The organism is Oceanobacillus senegalensis (assembly GCF_900176885.1).
Taxonomy (GTDB): Bacteria; Bacillota; Bacilli; order Bacillales; family Amphibacillaceae; genus Oceanobacillus; species Oceanobacillus senegalensis.
Genome location: NZ_LT839648.1, coordinates 126,214 through 145,867 on the forward strand (window position 1 = coordinate 126,214; position 19,654 = coordinate 145,867).

Consider the following 19,654-nt stretch of genomic DNA (forward strand, 5'->3'; position numbering starts at 1 on the left):
GGGAAAACATGAAAATATTTAAAAGGAAACCAGAAAATGAAGACTTAGCTGCTGTATCAGAAGAAGAGGGAGGTTCATTGCAAGTTAATTATATAGGTGTCTTTGCGAAAGTGGTATTGGCACTATGCGTGATATGGACCTTTTTTCAGGTATACATCAGTGGGTTTGGTGCGATGGATGCTATTAAATTTAGGGCATGGCACTTAGGGTTTTTACTGCTTTTAACTTTCTTACTTTATCCCGCTACAAAAAAAAGTAGCGGGAATAGAGTAAGACCAACTGTTTGGGATATCCTTTGTATTTTGATAACTGTAATATCCCTAGGATACCTAATATTTACCTACGATGCATTTATTAGGGAACGAAGTGGAATTAATACAACATTAGACTATTGGATTGGTGGATTAGCCATTCTAATGTTGTTTGAAGCGAGCAGACGTGTGGTTGGAAAGGGATTAACAATCATTGCAGCAATTTTCCTTTTGTACAATTTCTTCGGAGTTTATATTCCAGGAATACTAGGTCACTACGGATTTAGTTTGGAGCGTGTGATTAATGTTATGTATTGGGGAGGCCAAGGAATTTTTGGAATTGCCCTAGGGGTCTCAGCAACATATATTTTTGTCTTTGTTCTTTTTGGGGCATTTCTTAAAAATAGTGGCTTTACAGATTTTATTAATGATTTAGCATTAACCATTGCAGGTAGAAGTGCAGGAGGTCCAGCTAAGGTTGCAATTTTTGGAAGCGGATTCATGGGGATGATGAGTGGTAGTGCTGTTGGTAATGTGGTTACCACAGGTGCAGTGACAATTCCTCTAATGAAAAAAACAGGTTTTAAACGAAAATTTGCTGGTGCGGTGGAAGCTGTTGCATCAACTGGTGGGTTAATGGCACCACCCGTGATGGGGGCTGCTGGGTTTATTATGGCACAATTTTTAGGTGTACCTTATACGGTTGTGGCCATTGCAGCAATCATACCTGCTTTGCTTTACTATACTACATTATTTATGGTCGTTCATTTTGAAGCAAAGAATATGGGATTATCAGGTATTTCTAAGGAAAATATCCCGAATGCATTAGAAGTATTTAAAGAGCGGGGACACTTAATTATTCCATTAATTGTTTTAATTGGTGCATTATTTTCCGGAGTGACACCTCTTTTTGCTGCTATATGGGCATTAGCATCTACGGTAATAGCTAGTTGGTTTAGAAGCGCAACAAGAATGAATTTGAAAAAAATCCTATTATCTATCGAAGAAGGCGCAAAAGGTGCCGTTAATGTAGGGATAGCCTGTGCAATAGTTGGTATCGTAATTGGGACGATTTCGTTAACTAGTATAGGACTAGTAATTGGTAATAATGTTATTAGTATTGCCGGAGACAGTGTCTTCCTAGCAGCTTTATTAACTATGGGTATAAGTATTGTTTTGGGAATGGGAATACCAGTTACAGCTGCGTATATCATCGTTGCAGCTATCGGTGTTCCAATCCTTATTACAATGGGAGTATCCCCGTTATCTGCGCATATGTTTGCATTTTATTACGCTGCATTGTCCAGTATCACACCTCCAGTTGCCTTGGCTTCTTATGCAGCGGCAGGTATTGCAGGTACAGATTCCATGAAAGTTTCAATAGAGTCGTTAAAAATCGGGATTACTGGTTTCATTATCCCATTTTTCTTTTTATACAATCCTGTACTCTTGTTTGATGGAGGTACGGTATGGGAAGGAATTTTAGCTGGAATTTCTGCAATTATAGGTGGGGTAATTCTTGCATCTGCGGTTAAAGGAAGAATATTAGCGAAAGTAAATGTACTTCAACGGTTATTCCTATTCGTTGCTGCATTTTTAATGATAAAACCAGGATTAATTGATGATCTTGTAGGAGTAGTAATAATTCTTACTTTGATTGCCATACAACGCAATCAAATGAAAAGAGAATATTCTTCTGAAGAAACGGAAGTTGTGTAAAATTTATATGGATTGGGAGAGGTAGATAATGAAAAGACCTTTAGAGGATATTAGAGTTCTAGATTTATCACGTGTATATGCTGCTCCAGCTGGAACGATGATTTTAGGAGACTTAGGTGCAGAAGTAATTCGGATTGAGTCCTTGAAGGGATCAGACAGTATGCGGGAGTGGGGGCCATTTGTTAATGGGGAAAGTACGTATTATTTTTCAGCAAATCGTAATAAACGATCTATTACATTAGATTTAAAAACGGAAAAGGGAAAAGAAGTATTTTTATATTTGGTAAAGAAAGCGGATGTAATAGTAGAAAATTTTAAAACCGGTACAATGGAACGGCTAGGTTTAGAATATGATTACTTGAAAACGATAAATGATCAAATCATTATGTGCTCCGTCACAGGATTTGGTCAGACCGGGCCATATAAGACTTACCCTGGTTTTGATCCAGTTATTCAAGCGATGAGTGGACTAATGGATGTGACAGGTCCTAAAGATGGAGAAGCAACTAAAGTTGGTGTACCAATTGCAGATATTTTAACATCCAACTATGTAGCATTAAGTATTCTAGCTGCTATCCGCATGAGAGATTTTAATCAAGTAGGCCAACACATCGATTTGTCGTTACTCGATGTTCAATTAAGTAATCTAGCAAATGTCTCCAGTAGTTTTTTAAATACTGGGGTTCTCGCAAAGAGATTAGGAAATAGTCATAACAACGTAGTACCATATCAAGTTTTCTATTGTAAAGATCACCCTATTATGTTGTGTGCTGGAAACAATGGTCTTTTTATGAAGCTATGTGATGTCTTAGGTCACTCAGAGTGGAAGACTGATCCAAGGTATGTCACGAATGAAAAAAGAATGGATAATGAAGATGAACTGGTTGAGAAAATTGGAGAAATTATAAAAAGGAAAACGGCAGATGAATGGTTAGCTTTATTTTCTGACGCAAAAATACCAGCGGGCAAAGTAAACACAGTAGATCAGGCCTTCGATGACCCTCAAGTAAAAGCGAGAGAAGGTGTAGAAATATTACAACATCCTACAATTGGTGAAATAAAAATGACAAAAAGCCCGTTAAGGTTCTCTGGCTTAAACATTCAGAGTGAATATGCCCCACCATTATTAGGGGAACATACCGAAGAAGTTCTACTCGAGATTGGCTACAGTGAAGAAGAAGTTATGGAATTAAAAGAAAATGATATAATAGGTGGGAAGGTAGATAAAATATTAGATAGGTGATATTTCATGAATGAAAAAACGTTTAAAAAAAATTATTCTATGCAGACGGTCCACCGTGCCGTACAAATTCTTCGTGCATTCTCAAGAGATAACAAAAGGCTTACTCTAACCGAATTAAATAGAATAACGGGAATCGGTAAATCGAGTTTACAACGATTACTATCTACCTTAACCATGGAGGGTTTGTTGCAAAAAAATGAAGATGATAAGCGATATCAACTTGGTTTAGATTTTATCTTTTTTGCTGAATTAGTTGAAAAGAATACGAGCCTATTGTCTATGTCCCATCCTGTTATGGAGAGAATTAATCATGAAACAACAGAGAGTATTAGTTTGAGTGTGATTGAAAAGAATCAAAGAAAATGTATTCATCATATTGAAAGTAAGCATGAATTAACCGCTTTAACATATGTTGGTCAAACTTCTCCATTATATGCGGGTGCGTCAGCTAAAGTTTTACTAGCACATTTTACTGATCAGGATCTAGAGGGATATATGAATAACGTAGAATTAGAGCCATTAACAGAAAATACAATTATCTCAAAAGAATCACTTCTTCATGATTTAGAAACTATTAAGAAAAATGGTTATGCATTAAGTAAAGGGGAGAGAGTTAAAGGTGCCATGTCTGTGAGTGTTCCAATTTTTGACCCTTTTTCAAAGATTTTTGCTTCGATAACTACTATTATTCCTTATGCTAGGATGGATGAGTATGATATGAACGATGTTATTTCATTGATGGTGGAAGGATCAAAAGAAATAACGAGAAAACTAGCAATGTAATAATGATTTTGTATCGGAACCAGTGAGTTGTTGGGGCTTACTGGTTTTTTTGTGTAAGGATTTTTAGTATATCATATTAGTTTTGTTCCAGAGTAGAGACTTGAATTTGTGAACTCTGTGGGTAAGGATTCCGACATATTTCTGCTATTAAATGGTAGTGGAGTTAACGTAACATACAAAGGAAATGGAAAAAATAGTGGATGAAGATCATTCAACTAAGTGATAATTCGGTAGTAGTTTTTAATTATGTCGAAATGTGAAGTAGAATCTTAATTTAAAAGTTATATAAAAATAGCAGCGTTTGTTTAAAGTTCCCATTTATTATTATATTGTATTATCAAAAAACTGATGATATACTAATAATGATAATAGTACCAATAATTGGAATAGTGTATCATTAATTAGTATAAAATATAAATCAGAATCATAATTATTTATTAGATAATATTATTAATTTGGGTTATTGTGGGGAATTTGATTTAAAAAACCAATGATTCTTTTGAAGTTGCTATAACCTATGTTTATGACGATTTCTTGGGATGGATATTTTGCAAAAGACTCGGAAGAAAATACTAATTTACTTAATGCAGCATGTAACGATATTAAGAATTAATTATTACTAATAGCTTAAAAGCATTTTCATTGTAATCTTACGGAAAGCTGCTAATTTAAAAATGGTATATAAATATAGAATGTGTTGATAGACTGGAGAGATTATTATTGAAACCTGATTCTATGCAAACAATCGATAGGGCTATGCTAATAATAAGGTCTTTCTCTGCTAAAGATAATGAGTTATCTCTAGCAGAATTACACCGTAAGTTAGGTTTGTCAAAATCTAGCCTACAAAGAATATTGAATTCCCTAGTATTTCATGGACTCTTAGAGAAAGATGAAAAGAGAAAGGTGTATAAACTGGGTATAGAATTATATTTTCTTGGTCAACTTGTAGAAAGAAATTCTCATCTGTTGTCCATTTCTAAACCATTTATGGAAGAATTACGTGATGAGTTGGGTGAATCTATAGCATTAAATATTCTTCATCAAAATGAAAGAAAGTGTATTGCTTATTTAGAAGGGAAACATGAACTTACAACCTTATCTTATGTAGGTCAAACTTCACCATTATATGCAGGTGCATCTGCTAAAGTCTTGTTAGCATTTTTGCCAACTGAAGAAGTAAATGGCATATTAGATGAAATAGTGTTTTCTCCTATCTCTAAAAATACAATTTTATCCAAAGAAAGATTAAAGAAGGAATTAAATAAAATAAAGGAAGAAGGATATTCTGTAAGTTTTGAAGAAAGGGTTGCAGGCGCATTTTCTATAAGTGCACCTATCTTTAATCGTTTTAATGAAATTATAGCAGCAGTCACTATTAGTGCACCCACAGTAAGGATAGACAATGAGAAGATTAAAGTATATATTAATCACGTTAAGATGACCGCAAACCTAATATCTAATCAATTAGATTATTAAAAAGGCTGGGACAAAACCCAGTAATTACAAAGAGGTACCCTTTAATAACTTAGCGAGTACCTCTTTTTACATACAAAAGGACAACTATCACTGCAATTTGATAGAAAAGTCGAAGCATACAACAAGCAAATACTAGAAAATGATGTTGGAAGTGAGCGAAAATATTTAAGTTCGAAGCGTAAAGCACCAAAGCAATATTGGAAGCAGTTCCAAGATTTTATCCTGCGCAAACAAAAATATCAAAATATATGGAGATTTTCGGAGATTGTAACAACTATTCAAAAACGGACACCGATGCCACTATTTTGGCAGTTCCGGGTTACGAAGGCAAAAGAAGGGACAACCGAGAAGTCTATATTAACGAAAAGTGGGAGTTTCAAAAAGAATATTTACGTACGAAGCTTTCAGACGAGAAACTGGTGAAAGTTACGGGAAGCGTAAAATAGATGTAGAACCAGTTTTTGGATTTTTGAAGGCTAATTTGTGCCACTTGCGTTTTTCCGTAAGAGGTAAATAGAAAGTTAAAAATGAATTAGGATTTGCGCTTCTGACGGTACTTAAGGAAGTATATCGCCAGAAACAATAATCCAATAATAGAAGAAGGAAAAATTCTACAAAAAATGGTTCCAAGCAAATTTTAGTGCTTGGGACCATTTTTTTTGGCTAGTTATGTCCCCATTCCCTTTTATAACTAAACGGAATAGTTAAAAGACTGATTTTATAAAAGAGTCAGAAAATACTGTTGATTTTTTTAGTATTCTGAGTTAGTATTTAACTGTAATGTTATTAATTAGTATATCGTTCCATTTATCGGTATGATATGCTGCAGATTTCTAATGAAGAGAAGTGACCTACTAAAAGGGAGGAATGTTTATGAAGAAGTTTAGTTTTACAATTTTTAGTTTGTTTTTTATTTTAATGGTTTTAGTTGCATGTAGTGATAGCTCTTCAGGAGAAAATGAAAGCGCAAACAATGGGTCGGGAACCGGAGCTGCTGGTGAAGTGTATGAATTGGATATTAATAATTGGCAGTCATCATCTCACCATTATGCTTACAATGTATGGGAGCCGTGGAAAGAACTTGTGGAAGAAAAAACAAATGGTCGTATTAATGTTAATATCCATCATGGTAGTGCCTTAGGAAAATCTTCTTCGGTATATCAAGATGTTAGTGGTGGGTTGTATGATGTTAGTTTAGTCGTTGCAAACTATTTTTACGATACAAATTTTTTCCCTTATACAATTGGAAATCTACCTTTTGCTTTTGAAGGACCGGAAGTAGCAGCAGATGTTTTAAAGGAATTTGGTGAAAAGTACGCAAATGAGGACTTGTCACAAGATATTATTGTTATGCCTCCGACTTCTACAGACGGATATGATTTGTTTTCAACTGAACCGATAAGAAGCATTGAAGACTTGGAAGATTTAAAAATGCGAGTGAATGGTAAAAGTGAAAATGCTTTTGTTGAAGCATTAGACGGTGTTCCTGTTTCTCTATCAACAGAGGACACATACGAGGGGCTTGAGAGAGGTATGATTGATACTGCATTTTATACCCCAATTGGAGCTGTTGGAATTCAGTATTATGAACCTGCACCTTACATTACGCAACTTGCAGTTTCAGTTACACCGGTAGTCCCTATTATGAACAAGGAATTTTATGAAAGTTTACCAGAAGACTTACAGCAAATATTCGATGAAGAGTTAAATCCAGCATTAACAGATCTTTTCACTGAAAGTTATGTTACAGAATTAGAATCCTCTCATGAAGAGTTGAAAGAAGTAGTTGAGGGGCGTGGTGAGTTTATAACACTGGATGATACTGAATTTGATAGATTTAGAGAATTAGGTAAGTCCGCTTGGGAAGCATGGATAGAAGATGCAAATAGTAAAGGATACGATGGGCAAGCAATGGTAGATGATTTTTTTAATATATTGGAGGAATCTGATTATCCATTACCGTTTTAAAATTATCATAAAAGGTTGTAGTTTTAGATTAGTTGCTTTGAATCGGTTAGGAGGTGATTGACCTGTACTTGCTAAATAAAGTTATTCATGGTTTAACAACTCTAACAAGATATATAGCTTTAACAACAATGACCTTAATGATGCTGTTTATCACTGTAGCTGTTGTTAGTAGATTATTTTTCTCACCTGTAATAGGTGATGTAGAAATTGTTCAATTAGGTATGGTTGTTCTTATAATGTGTGGATTAGCATACACCCAACAAGTTGGTGGCCACATATCTATTGAATTGGTGGTAAATAAATTTCCTGAAAAAGTACAACAATTTTGTGATATTGTAGCAAATTTATTTTCTTTAGTTGTAACTTTGATGATTGCTTATATATATTTAGAAGTTGCATTTAACCATAAAGATCATATGCAATTAAGTACAAATTTACTTGAAATTCCATATTATCCGTTTGATTTTATTATCGTTCTAGGATTTTTAATGTGGGGATTAGAATCTTTGTTAAAACTTATCAAGTCAATTATAGTAATATTTTCCTCACAAAACGAGTAGAGAAGGAGGTTAGATATGGTGTCTGTTGAAATAGTAGGTCTGCTTGGGATAATTTTAATGTTCTTGCTTATGTTTTTACGGATTCCTATTGCTATTTCCATGGCAGTTCCGGCAGTTATAGGAATTCTTTATTTAAAAGATTGGAATACTTTAGCAACTGCAGTTGAGACAATAATCTGGGATCATAGCTTTAGTTATACGCTTAGCACTATTCCGATGTTCGTCTTAATGGGTGAATTATTATACATTTGTGGGATCAGTACAGAGTTGTTTACAACATTCCGACTATGGTTAAGCCGGATAAGAGGCGGGCTAGGAATGGCAACTATCGGATCATCTGCTGTTTTCGCAGCTGCATCTGGGTCTAGTTTGGCTAACACAGCAACAATGGGAGTTATTGCTTCTAAGGAAATGTTAAATGCTGGGTATAATAAGTCTATTACGGGTGGTTCAATAGTAGCTGGTGGAACGTTAGGTGTTCTAATTCCACCAAGTACACTATTTATAGTTTATGGAATGATGACCGAACAATCTATTGGACAATTGCTAGTTGCAGGTATTATACCTGGAATACTACTTATGATATTTTACATGTTAACGGTTTATGTAGTGATATTAATTAAACCAGGATGGGCTCCTGCCGCAAGTACAAAAGTAACTTGGAAAGAAAAATTTAACTCCTTAAAATCCACAATATGGGTTATATTGTTATTTCTAATAGTAATAGGTGGGATGTATTTAGGATGGTTTAATCCTACAGAAGCAGCTGGAATTGGTGCTTTTACAACATTTGTAATTGCGTTAGTTAGAAGGAAACTTAACGTAAGGACATTTATTCAAGCACTGTCCGAGACCTTGAGAACAACTGGTTTTTTATTTGCCATTATTATTATGGCATTTATTCTTAATTATTTTTTAACTGTTACTAGAGTTCCACTTTTATTAGCTGATTTTCTTAATGGATTAACATTACCGTCGTTTGCTATATTTGCGATTATAATTCTAATGTATATTTTATTAGGGGCTGTTATGGATGCGTTAGCTATGGTTGTCGTTACGCTTCCAATTATATTACCACTAATAAATATGATGGGATTAGACTTAATATGGTTTGGTGTCATTATTGTTTTAGTGATGGAAATGGCAATGATTACACCTCCTGTTGGAATGAATTGCTTTGTGTTAAAGGGTGCAGCACCTGATTTATCTTTAGAGGATATATTTAAAGGTACAATAATATTCACTATTCCAATACTTATTATGATTGCCATTCTATATTTGTTTCCACAATTAGCTTTATTCTTACCGCAAGGAATGTATTAAAGTTAGTTTGATTGAATAAGAGAAGAAATATTGTATTGTATCGTTCTACTATGGACATAATGAAGCATTTTGACTATGTTTTTTCGAATCAAACCTATAGGTAAATACTCGATATAGCAAATGAGGTGTATAAAATGAATTTGTAATCTTCAAATAAATTTGAAATGAATTGGAGGACTACAGATTGAGTGTTCGGAAATGGTTGAAAGAAAATTTACCAGTTGGTGGCATGATTATAGAAATAGAAAGATTGATTTGGAAAAGTATGGTGGAAAAGGTGAATACTCAATTCTTTGGTTTCTTCTACTGAAATCACTGTATCGTCAACATAAGTTCTTTAGCTTTCCAAGGTTTAAAGGTGATTAAATCAGAAAAGGAGAGAGTGTATGGGAAATAGAGAAGCTGTAATTGTAGAGGCTGCACGTTTGCCAGTGGGTAGAAGGAAAGGGGTTTATGCAGAGACAAGATCTGAGTATTTGTTGTCAACTGTTTTACAAGGGTTAGTAGAACGTTCTGGTATTGACCCAAAGGAGATTGAAGATGTTGTTGTTGGTTGCGTTACTCAGAACGAAGAACAGGGAAATAACGTTTCCCGAATAGCAACCCTGATGGCTGGGTTACCTAAGGAAATTCCAGCCATGACAATAAACAGAAAATGTGGGTCCTCACAGCACGCTGTGAATATCGCAGCTCAGGGAATTATTAGTGGTGATTACGATGTGGTTATCGCTGCTGGTATTGAAAATATGACACGGCATCCAATGGGTTCGGATAAAGTTCCTGAGCCAGAAGAATTACATGATTTATATGAAATTATACCCCAAGGAGAATCGGCTGATCGAATCGCTTCTAAGTGGGAAATTTCTCGGGAAGAACTGGATGAATATTCAGTTAGAAGCCATCAGTTGGCTGATAAAGCAACTAAAAAAGGTGATTTCAAGCGAGAAATCATTCCTATTGAAATTAAAAAAGAAGGTAAAAAAATAGAAGTAACTGAAGATGAGGGAATTCGTCCAACCTCATCCGTGGAAAATTTAGCATTATTAAAGCCAGCTTTTTCTGAAAATGGAAAAATAACAGCAGGTAATTCGAGCCAAATAAGTGATGGATCTGCAGGTGTATTAATTATGTCTAGAGAAAAAGCAGATTCTTTAGGATTAAAACCACGTGCGAAAATTATAGCTAGGGATGTTATTGGGTCAGATCCTACTATGATGCTTACAGGAACAATTCCAATAACACAACGAATATTAAAGAAAGCTAGTTTAACAGTTGAAGATATCGATGTATTTGAATGCAATGAAGCGTTTGCATCCGTTGTTCTTGCCTGGATGAAAGAAATAAAACCAAATATTGAGAAAGTAAATCCACGAGGTAGTGCAATTGCGCTGGGTCATCCGACGGGTGCGAGTGGGGCGAGGATTATGACCACACTTATTCATGAATTAGAGGATATGGATAAGAAATATGGCTTACAGGTGATGTGTTGTGGTGGTGGAATGGCAACCGCAACGATTATTGAAAGAATATAGTTGGGAGTAATTGTATGTTATTAGAAGGAAGTGGTAATTGTAACAGGTTCTGGAAGAGGTACTGGTCGTTGTACTAAGTATGGCTAAAAAGGTACAAAGCTTATAATTAATGATGTAGATGAAGATGTAGCAAATTCAGTAGTAAATGAGATTGTGAAAGATGGAGTGAGGGCAGTTGCCTCGGTCGGAAGAGTTAAACCTAAAGATGCTAATAACTTAGTATATATAGCTTTAAAAGAGTTTGGGACAGTTAATGTTATCGACAATTAGATGATGAATCCATTTATTTGTACTTAAAGAATATTTTTGAAATGGGAGTGTTATCATGGAAACAAAAACAGATAAACTTAGTTCTATGCTTTCCCCAAGGTCTATTGCAATTATAGGTGCTTCTGGAGATGAAAGAAAAATAGGTTATAAACCAGTTTCAAACTTAAAAGAAATAGGCTATGACGGTAGTGTATTTCTAGTTAATCCTAAATACGAACAAATTGCTGGTTATCCATGTTATAAAGATATTGAGAGCTTGCCAACAAATATCGATCTCGTATTAGTTTCTGTAAGTGCTGCAAATGTAATGGGAGTGTTGCATAAATTACGCGAACGTGCGGTAAGGAGTGTGATTATTTTAAGTTCTGGTTATGCAGAAGTTGGTGAGAAAGGAGCCCTTTTGCAACAGGAGATATCTGATTTTTCAGAAGAGAGCAACATCCCGATTTGTGGTCCGAATACAATAGGATTAGCTAATTTTAAAGAGAAATCGATTGCCTCTTTTTCAAGTTTGAAAGCTAGAGATTATGATCCAATAGCATTTGTAACTCAGAGTGGTGCATTAGGTACATTGACATATACGTTAGCAAATGAAATGGGAGTGGGTTTTCAATATTTTGTTTCTAGTGGAAACGAAGCAGGTGTAGATTTCTTTGATTATGTTAAATACTTTTCTACACAGTCAGATATAAAGGTGATAGGTGGTTATTTAGAAGGTGCTAGAGATTTTAGTAAAATGGACCGTGCTTTAACAGCATGTGTTGATAATAATAAACCCTTAGTTTTAATGAAAGTAGGTAATTCTGAAAAAGGAGCCGATGCTGCGAGTTCTCATACAGCATCTATAGCGGGAAATGCTGAAGTATACAGAAGCTATTTGGAAATGAATAATGTTGTCCGAGTTTCAGATGAGGAAGAGTTAACTGATACATTAGCCATTTTTAATAAAACTGCTACACCAAAAAATCCTGGAGGAGTTGCAATTGTAACTCAGTCTGGTGGGGCCGGGATTATTATGTCAGATCAGTGTGAACAAAGAGATATTACCTTAGCTAATTTAACAACAGAAACAACTATGAAATTAAAAGATACATTACCCGATTTTGCTTCGATTAAAAACCCAATTGATATTACGGCACAGGTTTCTCAAGAACCAAGTATAGTCGCTGATGCAGTTGAGATTACATTGCGAGATAAAAATGTAGAATCAGTTATACTCTATTTACAAATGACAGATGATAAATTTCTACCAATTCTACCCAGATTATCAAAGATTGCTAAAGAAACAGATAAACGGTTAATCTTTTGTTGGGCTGGAATTATGCCAGAAACAAAAGCGGAATTATTTAAATATAAGAATATCTGTTGGATACCAAATCCGACAAGAACAATAAATGCATTGTCAAACGTTACGAAATATTATAATAGGCGTAGTTTAAATGTAAGAAGTGAATTAATTTCAAGAAATAAAAATGAAAGTTATTCTAAGTTAAAGGGTAAATTAAATGAATGGGAAAGTAAACAACTACTAAATCAGCATCATGTTTCAATTCCAGAAGGTAAAATGATTAACCAAATAGAGGAATTAAGAGAGAGTAATTTGAATTATCCATTAGTTATGAAAGCTGTTTCGTCTGAGATTGAACACAAAAGTGATTATGGCTTAGTTCAATTAAACATTTCTACTTTTGATGAAGCTGTAAGTGCATATAAAATTATATTAAATAATAAACAAAAACATTGTAACAGTAAAAAATTAGATGGTGTCTTAATAGAAGAAATGGCTCCAAAGGGGATAGAGGTAATCATTGGTGCGGTTCATGATAAATTCTTTGGACCATGTATTATGTTTGGTTTAGGGGGAATTTTTGTAGAAGTAATGAAAGATGTTGTAGTTCTACCAGCACCCTTGAATCATAATCAAGCCATTCATATGATTCACTCTATCAAAAACTTTAAAGTTTTAGATGGAGCGCGAGGAGATGTGAAATATGATTTAGAAGCATTGGCAGATGTAATTGTTCATATATCAGAACTTTGTATGGATAAAAGTGATAGTCTAGTTGAGTTTGATATTAACCCTCTAATTGTACATGAAAAAGGAAGAGGAGTTACTGCGGTAGATGCTTTTATTGTTGGAAAATAATACTCTAAGTTTTACGACAGAGGAAGAACTTTCATCACTTTCTCTGTTTTCTTTCTATACAAGGTTAGCATTTCACTTATCTACATTAGGATCCAATTCCTATAAATATCCTAGGGGGAGGAGGTAAATTGATGACCTCCATAGATGAATTAAAAGAATTATAAAAAAGTCCCTTTCTCATTCACGTTGGATTTGAAATCAGTGAATTTGAAGAGGGGAGTGTACAGATTAAGTTGCCTATAAAAAATGAGATATTAAATATAAACTATCTTAATTCATTTAATTCTGGAAAATTATTTGCTCGCGGGAATGTGCTTAAGAGGGGTGTCGAATTGAAATGACGGAATGTGAAATTGTATTTGTATATGGGAAAGGTAATAATTTTTCCAAAGGAATTGGATCATTCAAACCATTTAGAAAATAATAACAATGGCAACGATTAATCATATTTCGATTTTAAAAGTTAGTGGATTCATGAGTAGGCTTACCTTAATTATGGGTATGTGTCTGCGATGTGATATTAACAGGACAAGGTACCTGACCCTCTGTCCCTCGTTTTATTTATGTAATTAAATACTAGTATAAATGCAGTATGAACTGGATTAGGTTCCCTGTTTCAATCTCCTTATCGGTGATATAATAAGTACCATTAATTTATCTAGAGAAGAGGAATGTGTTTTTTCATGTCAAATTCCAGAAGAGTAGATAAACATCCTAAACCGAAACGCACTTGGCTAAAAGTCAGTTTAGTAGTGGTACTAGTCCTGTTAGTCGGGGTGGGTACGTATTTTTTTTCGATATACAACCATGTGAATAAGACAGTTAATCAACAAATGCATAAGCCGCTCCCATCGATTGACCATCATATTTCAAAAGAAAAAATGGAAGAGAAAGAACCCTTGAATATCCTACTATTAGGCGTGGACAAGCGACCTGGAGATAAAGGCCGTTCAGATTCTATCATCGTAATGAATTTAGATCCAGCGAACAACAAAATGCAGTTGATCAGTATTCCAAGAGATACTCGTACAGAAATTGTTGGCAAAGGTTTTACCGACAAAATTAATCATGCCTATGCATATGGTGGACCTGATATGTCGATTGAAACGGTAGAGAATCTTCTAGATATTGAATTAGACTACTATGTCCAAATGAATATGGAAGGGCTCATTGACCTGGTAGATGCCGTTGGTGGGATAACCGTAAATAATGAACTTGATTGGTATGATTCCAGCAGAAATTTCCACTATGCGAAAGGAGAATTGAACTTAGACGGTAGACTAACAATGGGGTTTGTACGAATGCGTTACCAAGATAGTAGAGGTGACTTTGGCAGAACAGAACGCCAACGAAAGGTTATTAAAGGACTAATTAAAAAAGGCGCAAGCATTGGAACGGTCCATAAAATCGATGATATCATGGATGTTCTTGGCAAAAACATGACAACCAATATGGACTTTGCCATTATGCGGGATCTGCTCCTTCATTATAAGGATGTACGTAAAAATGTTGTGAGTTATATGTTAAAAGGAAGTGGAACAAGGATTGATGGAACCTACTACTTGATTGTTCCAGATGAAGAAATTCAGAAAGTGAATGGTATGATAGAGTGATTTTAGTGACAGAACCAAAGTGTGCCTTAATTAAGAAAGTCTTGTAGGGAATAATCTCTGCAAGGCTTCTTTTTTATATTTCGGAGTCCGAATCCCACTGCGTAAAGGTGCTAAAATGCTGGTATGCTTGCAGTTTAAACAAGACAAGGTGCCTTTTCCTTGTTTTTTTGAATTTATTCATTTCATGTTGGATGAAAATCGATTAATAGCAAAAAATAAAATGTCCCTATATGGATTATTTAGAATGGAGGTGATAGGATGAGTACTTTAAAACGTATTGCATTAACATTATTAATCATCGGCGGAATCAATTGGGGGCTAATTGGATTGTTCCAATTTGACTTAGTTGCGTCTCTTTTTGGTGGACAAGATGCTGGGTTATCTAGGGTTGTTTATACGTTAGTCGGAATAAGTAGTTTATATTGTTTAACCTTATTATTTGATACAAGAGATGATACCGTTCAAACTGGAAGGTTAAATTATGGGACAGAATTTGGAGAGGAATTTGACACTCCTAACGAACGAAGAGATGATTTTGATAAAAAGTAAGAAATAAGGGGGGCAGCCCCAATACGTAAAACAACGGGATTCGCCAAAAATTTTCTGGTGAATCCCGTTGTTTTTTAGTTGGCGTTGACGAACCATGTCGCATTTGAAATATATTTGTAACATCCACTTAACATGTGTGAAATTATTCCATGTTAGACTATGAACTGTCGAAAATTTTAATAGGAAAATAATAATAGATATATAGTTTGGTATTTTTTACATACATAATATAGACTTTCAGGAGTGGGGATTAAAATGAAAAAGCTGATTTTAACACTATCTACAGTTGCTCTGGTAGGCTTTATGAGTCCTTATGGTGCGACCGTTGTAGATGCTAGTAATGATATAGACGAAGTGAAAAGTGAACGATCGGAGCTTGAAAAGAAACTGTCAGACACGGAAGAAGAAATTGCAGATGTTTTACTCGAATTAAAAGAGTTGAATGAAGAAATTGAGGGCGTAGAGGAATCGTTAAGACAGAATCAAAACATGCTCGATGAAACGAATAAGGAAATTTCAGATACCGAGAAGGAAGTAGAAAAATTACGAAACCAGATTACTGAATTAGAAGAAGCGATTGAGAAACGATATGAAATTTTAAAAGACCGAGCTGCTTCCTATCAAGAATCTGGAGGAACCATGAGCTATTTAGAAGTTATTTTTGGATCTGAAAGCTTTGGTGATTTCATTAGTAGGGTAACAACAGTAAATAAAATCACAAACTCCGACAAGAACCTGATTGAAAGTCAAAAAGAAGACAAAAGATTAGTAGAAGAAAAAAAGCAAGAAGTAGAGGACAAGCTTGAGAAATCCAAACAGTTGAAAGCGGAACTGGAAGAAATGCAAGCTTTAATTGAAGATCAAAAAGCACAGAACGAAAAAAGAAAAGCTGCACTAAAAGAAAAAGAACAGGAATTACAAGAGAAAAAAGAGAAGCTAGAAATAAGAGATAGTGAGCTAGCAGCTATTCAAGAAAGAATTAATAATCCTTCACAACTTTCAATAAGTAGCTCTAATAGTGTTTCCAGCGGTTCACGTGGTGGACTCTTTGCTTGGCCAACAGACGGTGGTTATATCTCTAGTGGAATGGGTCCAAGATGGGGAAGAAGCCATAATGGAACAGACATCGCACGTACAGACAGAAGTACTGTACCACCTATCTATGCCGTATTGGGTGGTGTCGTTGAATCGGCAGGGTTTAACAGTGGCGGTTATGGTAATCGAGTCGTGATTAGACATGACAATGGTATGAAAACAACTTATTCCCACATGTCATCCATTAGTGTAAGTGCCGGACAAAAAGTAAGCAAAGGCCAAAAGATTGGTATCATGGGTGCAACTGGAAGATCAACCGGTATTCACTTACATCTCGAAGTATATAAAAATGGAACCCGTGTAGACCCAGAAAATTATTTGTAAAATCCTAAGGGACTGCCCTTACGGTGTTAATCTATAGTGCACATAATAAATGGATATTTTCGTTCTTTTCATTATAAAATAAAATGCTAAAAAAAGAGGCTCTAGCCAGAAAATTTTCTGTCTAGAGTCTCTTTTTTCCTACTTCATAATAAAATCCTAGTGTCCGATAGGGTCGGAACAGTCATTAATCAATCTCGAGTGAATGAAAAAATGGGCAACGGTTGTGATGCGTATAGATTTCATAGAACCGCATCGACAGATCCCTCGTCTCTAAGTATCCCCTGAATTTCACCACCCACCTTTTATATGGTACAATGACCTAGCAATGATAAGGAAGGCGGTGATGTGGATGAGGAGTGACAAATCATGGTATCAACTGGATAATGCTGGTAAACTATATTCCTCTATTATATCTTCTCGGGCTACCACTCTATTTCGACTATCTACTACACTTACATCTCCAGTCGAATCCATTCACTTGCAACGTGCATTGGAATTGACGTTGGAACGTTTTCCATTTTTTAAGGTTCAATTAAAACAAGGTTTCTTTTGGTATTATTTTGAAGGAACGGAGCAAACACCAAAGGTAGAAGAGGAAATGTATTATCCATGCATGAGTTTATCAATTAAGAAGCGTGGATCCTTTCCGTATCGGGTATTATATTTTAAAAACAGAATTTCCTTGGAATTATCCCATAGTATGACGGATGGTACCGGTGGGTTGAAGTTTTTATATGAACTGGTTAGGCAATACCTTCATTTGAGGGAATCTATACCATTAAAACAGGAGAAAATAAGTCAAGAGGAGATTCGATTAGAAACCGAAAATGCATTTCGGAAATATTATGATAAAAAAATTCCTGCTCCCCGTTCACCATTCAGGAATACGTTTAAGCTACCGATCCTATTAGATAATAAGGGACAATACCATATTGTTACGGGAATTATGAGGGTAGAGGAATTAAAGAAAAGGGCAAAGGAATATGACGCTTCCATTACCATTTTCCTCACTGCGGTTTATATCGAGAGTCTTCTACATATTCAAGAAAGAACGTCAAGACGGAGACGACCGATTGTGATGAATGTTCCCGTTAACATGCGTTCTTTTTTTGAAAGTAAGACCATGAGGAACTTTTTCATAAGTATGACACCTTCTATTGATGCAAGGCTTGGTGCGTACAAATTTGAGGAAATTATTCAGGAGCTTAAGATTGAGTTTAGCCGTTTACTCACACCAAAAAAATTAAAGCAGCATATAAAGCGAAGTGTGATTAGTGAGCAAAATTTAGGGTTACGATTAATGCCGTCCCCTATCAAGAATATGGTTGCGCCGACGATTTACTCTTTTTTCGGGGAAGGTAACTATACAAGTGGCTTATCCAACTTGGGAATGGTTCATGTAGATAGGGAATTAAAGGAGTTTATCGAACGAATTGAGTGCTATCCTCCGCCAAGCATTGGCAATAAAGTGAAGGCTATGTTACTTAGTTATGACGGAAATGTGTATCTTTCTTTTGGAAATTTATCGAAAGACCGGATGCTTGAGCGGGAATTTTTTCGTCGGATTCGGAAGCTAGGAATACATGTGATGATTGAAACGAATGATGAGGTGAATTAAAATGGCCTATTGTCCAAAGTGCGGTATTGAGGTGGAAGGGGATAATCGCCCTTGCCCACTATGCAGCTTTCCTATCCCAAAAGTAACAGAAGAGAATGAAACGGTTGCTCGGGTTCCTAAATTTCCGCAAGCTGCCAATCCATATCCTGCTCACTTTCGAGGCGTTCTCAATCGTATCTTTGTTTTCAGCACATTATTGATATTTGTAGCTATTTGTCTCATGTTTTATATTGATTACGAATTAAATGAAATGTTGACTTGGTCCAGGTATAGTAATTTAAGTATGTTTGCAGGATGGGTCTTGTTATACTTTTCATTTGGTTATGTCCAAAGCTACTATAAAGTCATTATCGGAATCGGCTTAGATGCGTTATTTTTATTATTTGGCCTTGATGTGTTCAACGGGAAGCTGGAGTGGTTCTTTCCTTTGGCATTTCCCATTGTAGCTGGGACAACGGTCATCAGTGTAGGCTACTGGAGCGCTATTCGATTACTGACTGTGAGGCGCTTTAATGTGATTGGTCTTTTCTTCATTACACTCGTTATCCTATTCATGTGGATTAATTTCTTTATTCAAAGCTATCGAAATGAAGTGAATCTGCTGAATTGGATTATTGTTACCGTCCTACAGCTTTTACCCGTTTTATTCATTATGATTTACGTCAAGTACGGTATGTCTGAACGGATGAAACAAAAGATAGCGAGAAAGTTTCATTTGTAGAGGGATATAGGGAACAGCGCCCCGCTTGATAGTAAAGAGACGCGGAGGGAAGGAACATTGGTTCAAATTCGATTAGAGGAGCGGGATAATGTACCTCTGTCCTGCCGTAATGAGAGGGCGTATAAATGAAGGGAACGCGAAATGATAATGGAGTATTCTTATAGTTACCATAATAAAAACCGATTCTTCTGTTCTTTTTAGAATCGGTTTAATGGATCACTTTTTCTTATTTTTGAATAAGACATGGTTACATCCTTTCTCTATGTAATGAAGTATGCGCCTGAATCCCACTCCCACTATCTACGGTAAAGTTTTTCATAAGCATTAGCATATAATTCAAAAGCCTCTTTTATTGCTTGTTTAATTTGTCTCATCTGTCGTTCCTCCTCTCTTTTGTTAATTCTATTATCTTAGAAATGGGACAAATTGACAAAGTCTGTGGAATCGTTAACATTCCTCA

General features: G+C 35.4%; 15 protein-coding genes and 1 pseudogene. All 16 read left to right on the forward strand.

What is annotated here, in order from left to right:
• Positions 1-8: 8 nt before the first annotated feature.
• Positions 9-1,970 (forward strand): TRAP transporter permease, encoded by a 1,962-nt coding sequence (locus tag CAO17_RS00750; RefSeq protein WP_143833690.1) that lies wholly within the window; start codon positions 9-11, stop codon positions 1,968-1,970.
• Positions 1,971-1,998: 28 nt separating this feature from the next.
• Complete coding sequence (locus CAO17_RS00755; protein WP_085990952.1) at positions 1,999-3,213, forward strand: CaiB/BaiF CoA transferase family protein; 1,215 nt, start codon at positions 1,999-2,001, stop codon at positions 3,211-3,213.
• A 6-nt stretch (positions 3,214-3,219) separates the two neighbouring features.
• Positions 3,220-3,996, forward strand: coding sequence for an IclR family transcriptional regulator (locus tag CAO17_RS00760; RefSeq protein WP_085990953.1), 777 nt, complete (start codon positions 3,220-3,222; stop codon positions 3,994-3,996).
• 720 nt (positions 3,997-4,716) lie between these two features.
• Positions 4,717-5,475: an IclR family transcriptional regulator gene (locus tag CAO17_RS00765; RefSeq protein WP_245831726.1), complete on the forward strand. Its 759-nt coding sequence runs from the start codon at positions 4,717-4,719 to the stop codon at positions 5,473-5,475.
• Between the two features lie 315 nt (positions 5,476-5,790).
• Positions 5,791-6,116 (forward strand): annotated as a pseudogene (locus tag CAO17_RS22060) (transposase); the annotation flags it as partial.
• Between the two features lie 232 nt (positions 6,117-6,348).
• Positions 6,349-7,443 carry a TRAP transporter substrate-binding protein gene (locus tag CAO17_RS00770; RefSeq protein WP_245831727.1) on the forward strand — a complete coding sequence of 365 codons (1,095 nt, stop codon included), beginning with the start codon at positions 6,349-6,351 and terminating at the stop codon, positions 7,441-7,443.
• A gap of 68 nt (positions 7,444-7,511) precedes the next feature.
• Positions 7,512-8,003, forward strand: a complete 492-nt coding sequence (locus tag CAO17_RS00775) for a TRAP transporter small permease (RefSeq protein WP_245831728.1) — start codon at positions 7,512-7,514, stop codon at positions 8,001-8,003.
• A gap of 15 nt (positions 8,004-8,018) precedes the next feature.
• Entirely contained in the window at positions 8,019-9,326 is a 1,308-nt protein-coding gene (locus CAO17_RS00780) for a TRAP transporter large permease (protein ID WP_245831729.1), read from the forward strand.
• Positions 9,327-9,510: 184 nt separating this feature from the next.
• Positions 9,511-9,636: a hypothetical protein gene (locus CAO17_RS21795; protein ID WP_281252898.1), complete on the forward strand. Its 126-nt coding sequence runs from the start codon at positions 9,511-9,513 to the stop codon at positions 9,634-9,636.
• Positions 9,637-9,712: 76 nt separating this feature from the next.
• Entirely contained in the window at positions 9,713-10,858 is a 1,146-nt protein-coding gene (locus CAO17_RS00785) for a thiolase family protein (protein WP_085990955.1), read from the forward strand.
• 325 nt (positions 10,859-11,183) lie between these two features.
• Positions 11,184-13,274, forward strand: coding sequence for an acetate--CoA ligase family protein (locus tag CAO17_RS00790; protein WP_085990956.1), 2,091 nt, complete (start codon positions 11,184-11,186; stop codon positions 13,272-13,274).
• Positions 13,275-14,083: 809 nt separating this feature from the next.
• Entirely contained in the window at positions 14,084-14,887 is an 804-nt protein-coding gene (locus tag CAO17_RS00795; protein WP_342744169.1) for an LCP family glycopolymer transferase, read from the forward strand.
• Positions 14,888-15,145: 258 nt separating this feature from the next.
• On the forward strand, positions 15,146-15,436 hold the full coding sequence (locus CAO17_RS00800; protein WP_085990958.1) for a DUF378 domain-containing protein: 291 nt from the start codon (positions 15,146-15,148) through the stop codon (positions 15,434-15,436).
• A gap of 255 nt (positions 15,437-15,691) precedes the next feature.
• On the forward strand, positions 15,692-16,855 hold the full coding sequence (locus CAO17_RS00805; protein WP_085990959.1) for a murein hydrolase activator EnvC family protein: 1,164 nt from the start codon (positions 15,692-15,694) through the stop codon (positions 16,853-16,855).
• A 349-nt stretch (positions 16,856-17,204) separates the two neighbouring features.
• On the forward strand, positions 17,205-18,473 hold the full coding sequence (locus tag CAO17_RS00810; RefSeq protein WP_143833691.1) for an alcohol acetyltransferase: 1,269 nt from the start codon (positions 17,205-17,207) through the stop codon (positions 18,471-18,473).
• A gap of 1 nt (position 18,474) precedes the next feature.
• Positions 18,475-19,194: a DUF6320 domain-containing protein gene (locus CAO17_RS00815; RefSeq protein ID WP_085990961.1), complete on the forward strand. Its 720-nt coding sequence runs from the start codon at positions 18,475-18,477 to the stop codon at positions 19,192-19,194.
• The last annotated feature ends 460 nt before the right edge of the window (positions 19,195-19,654 follow it).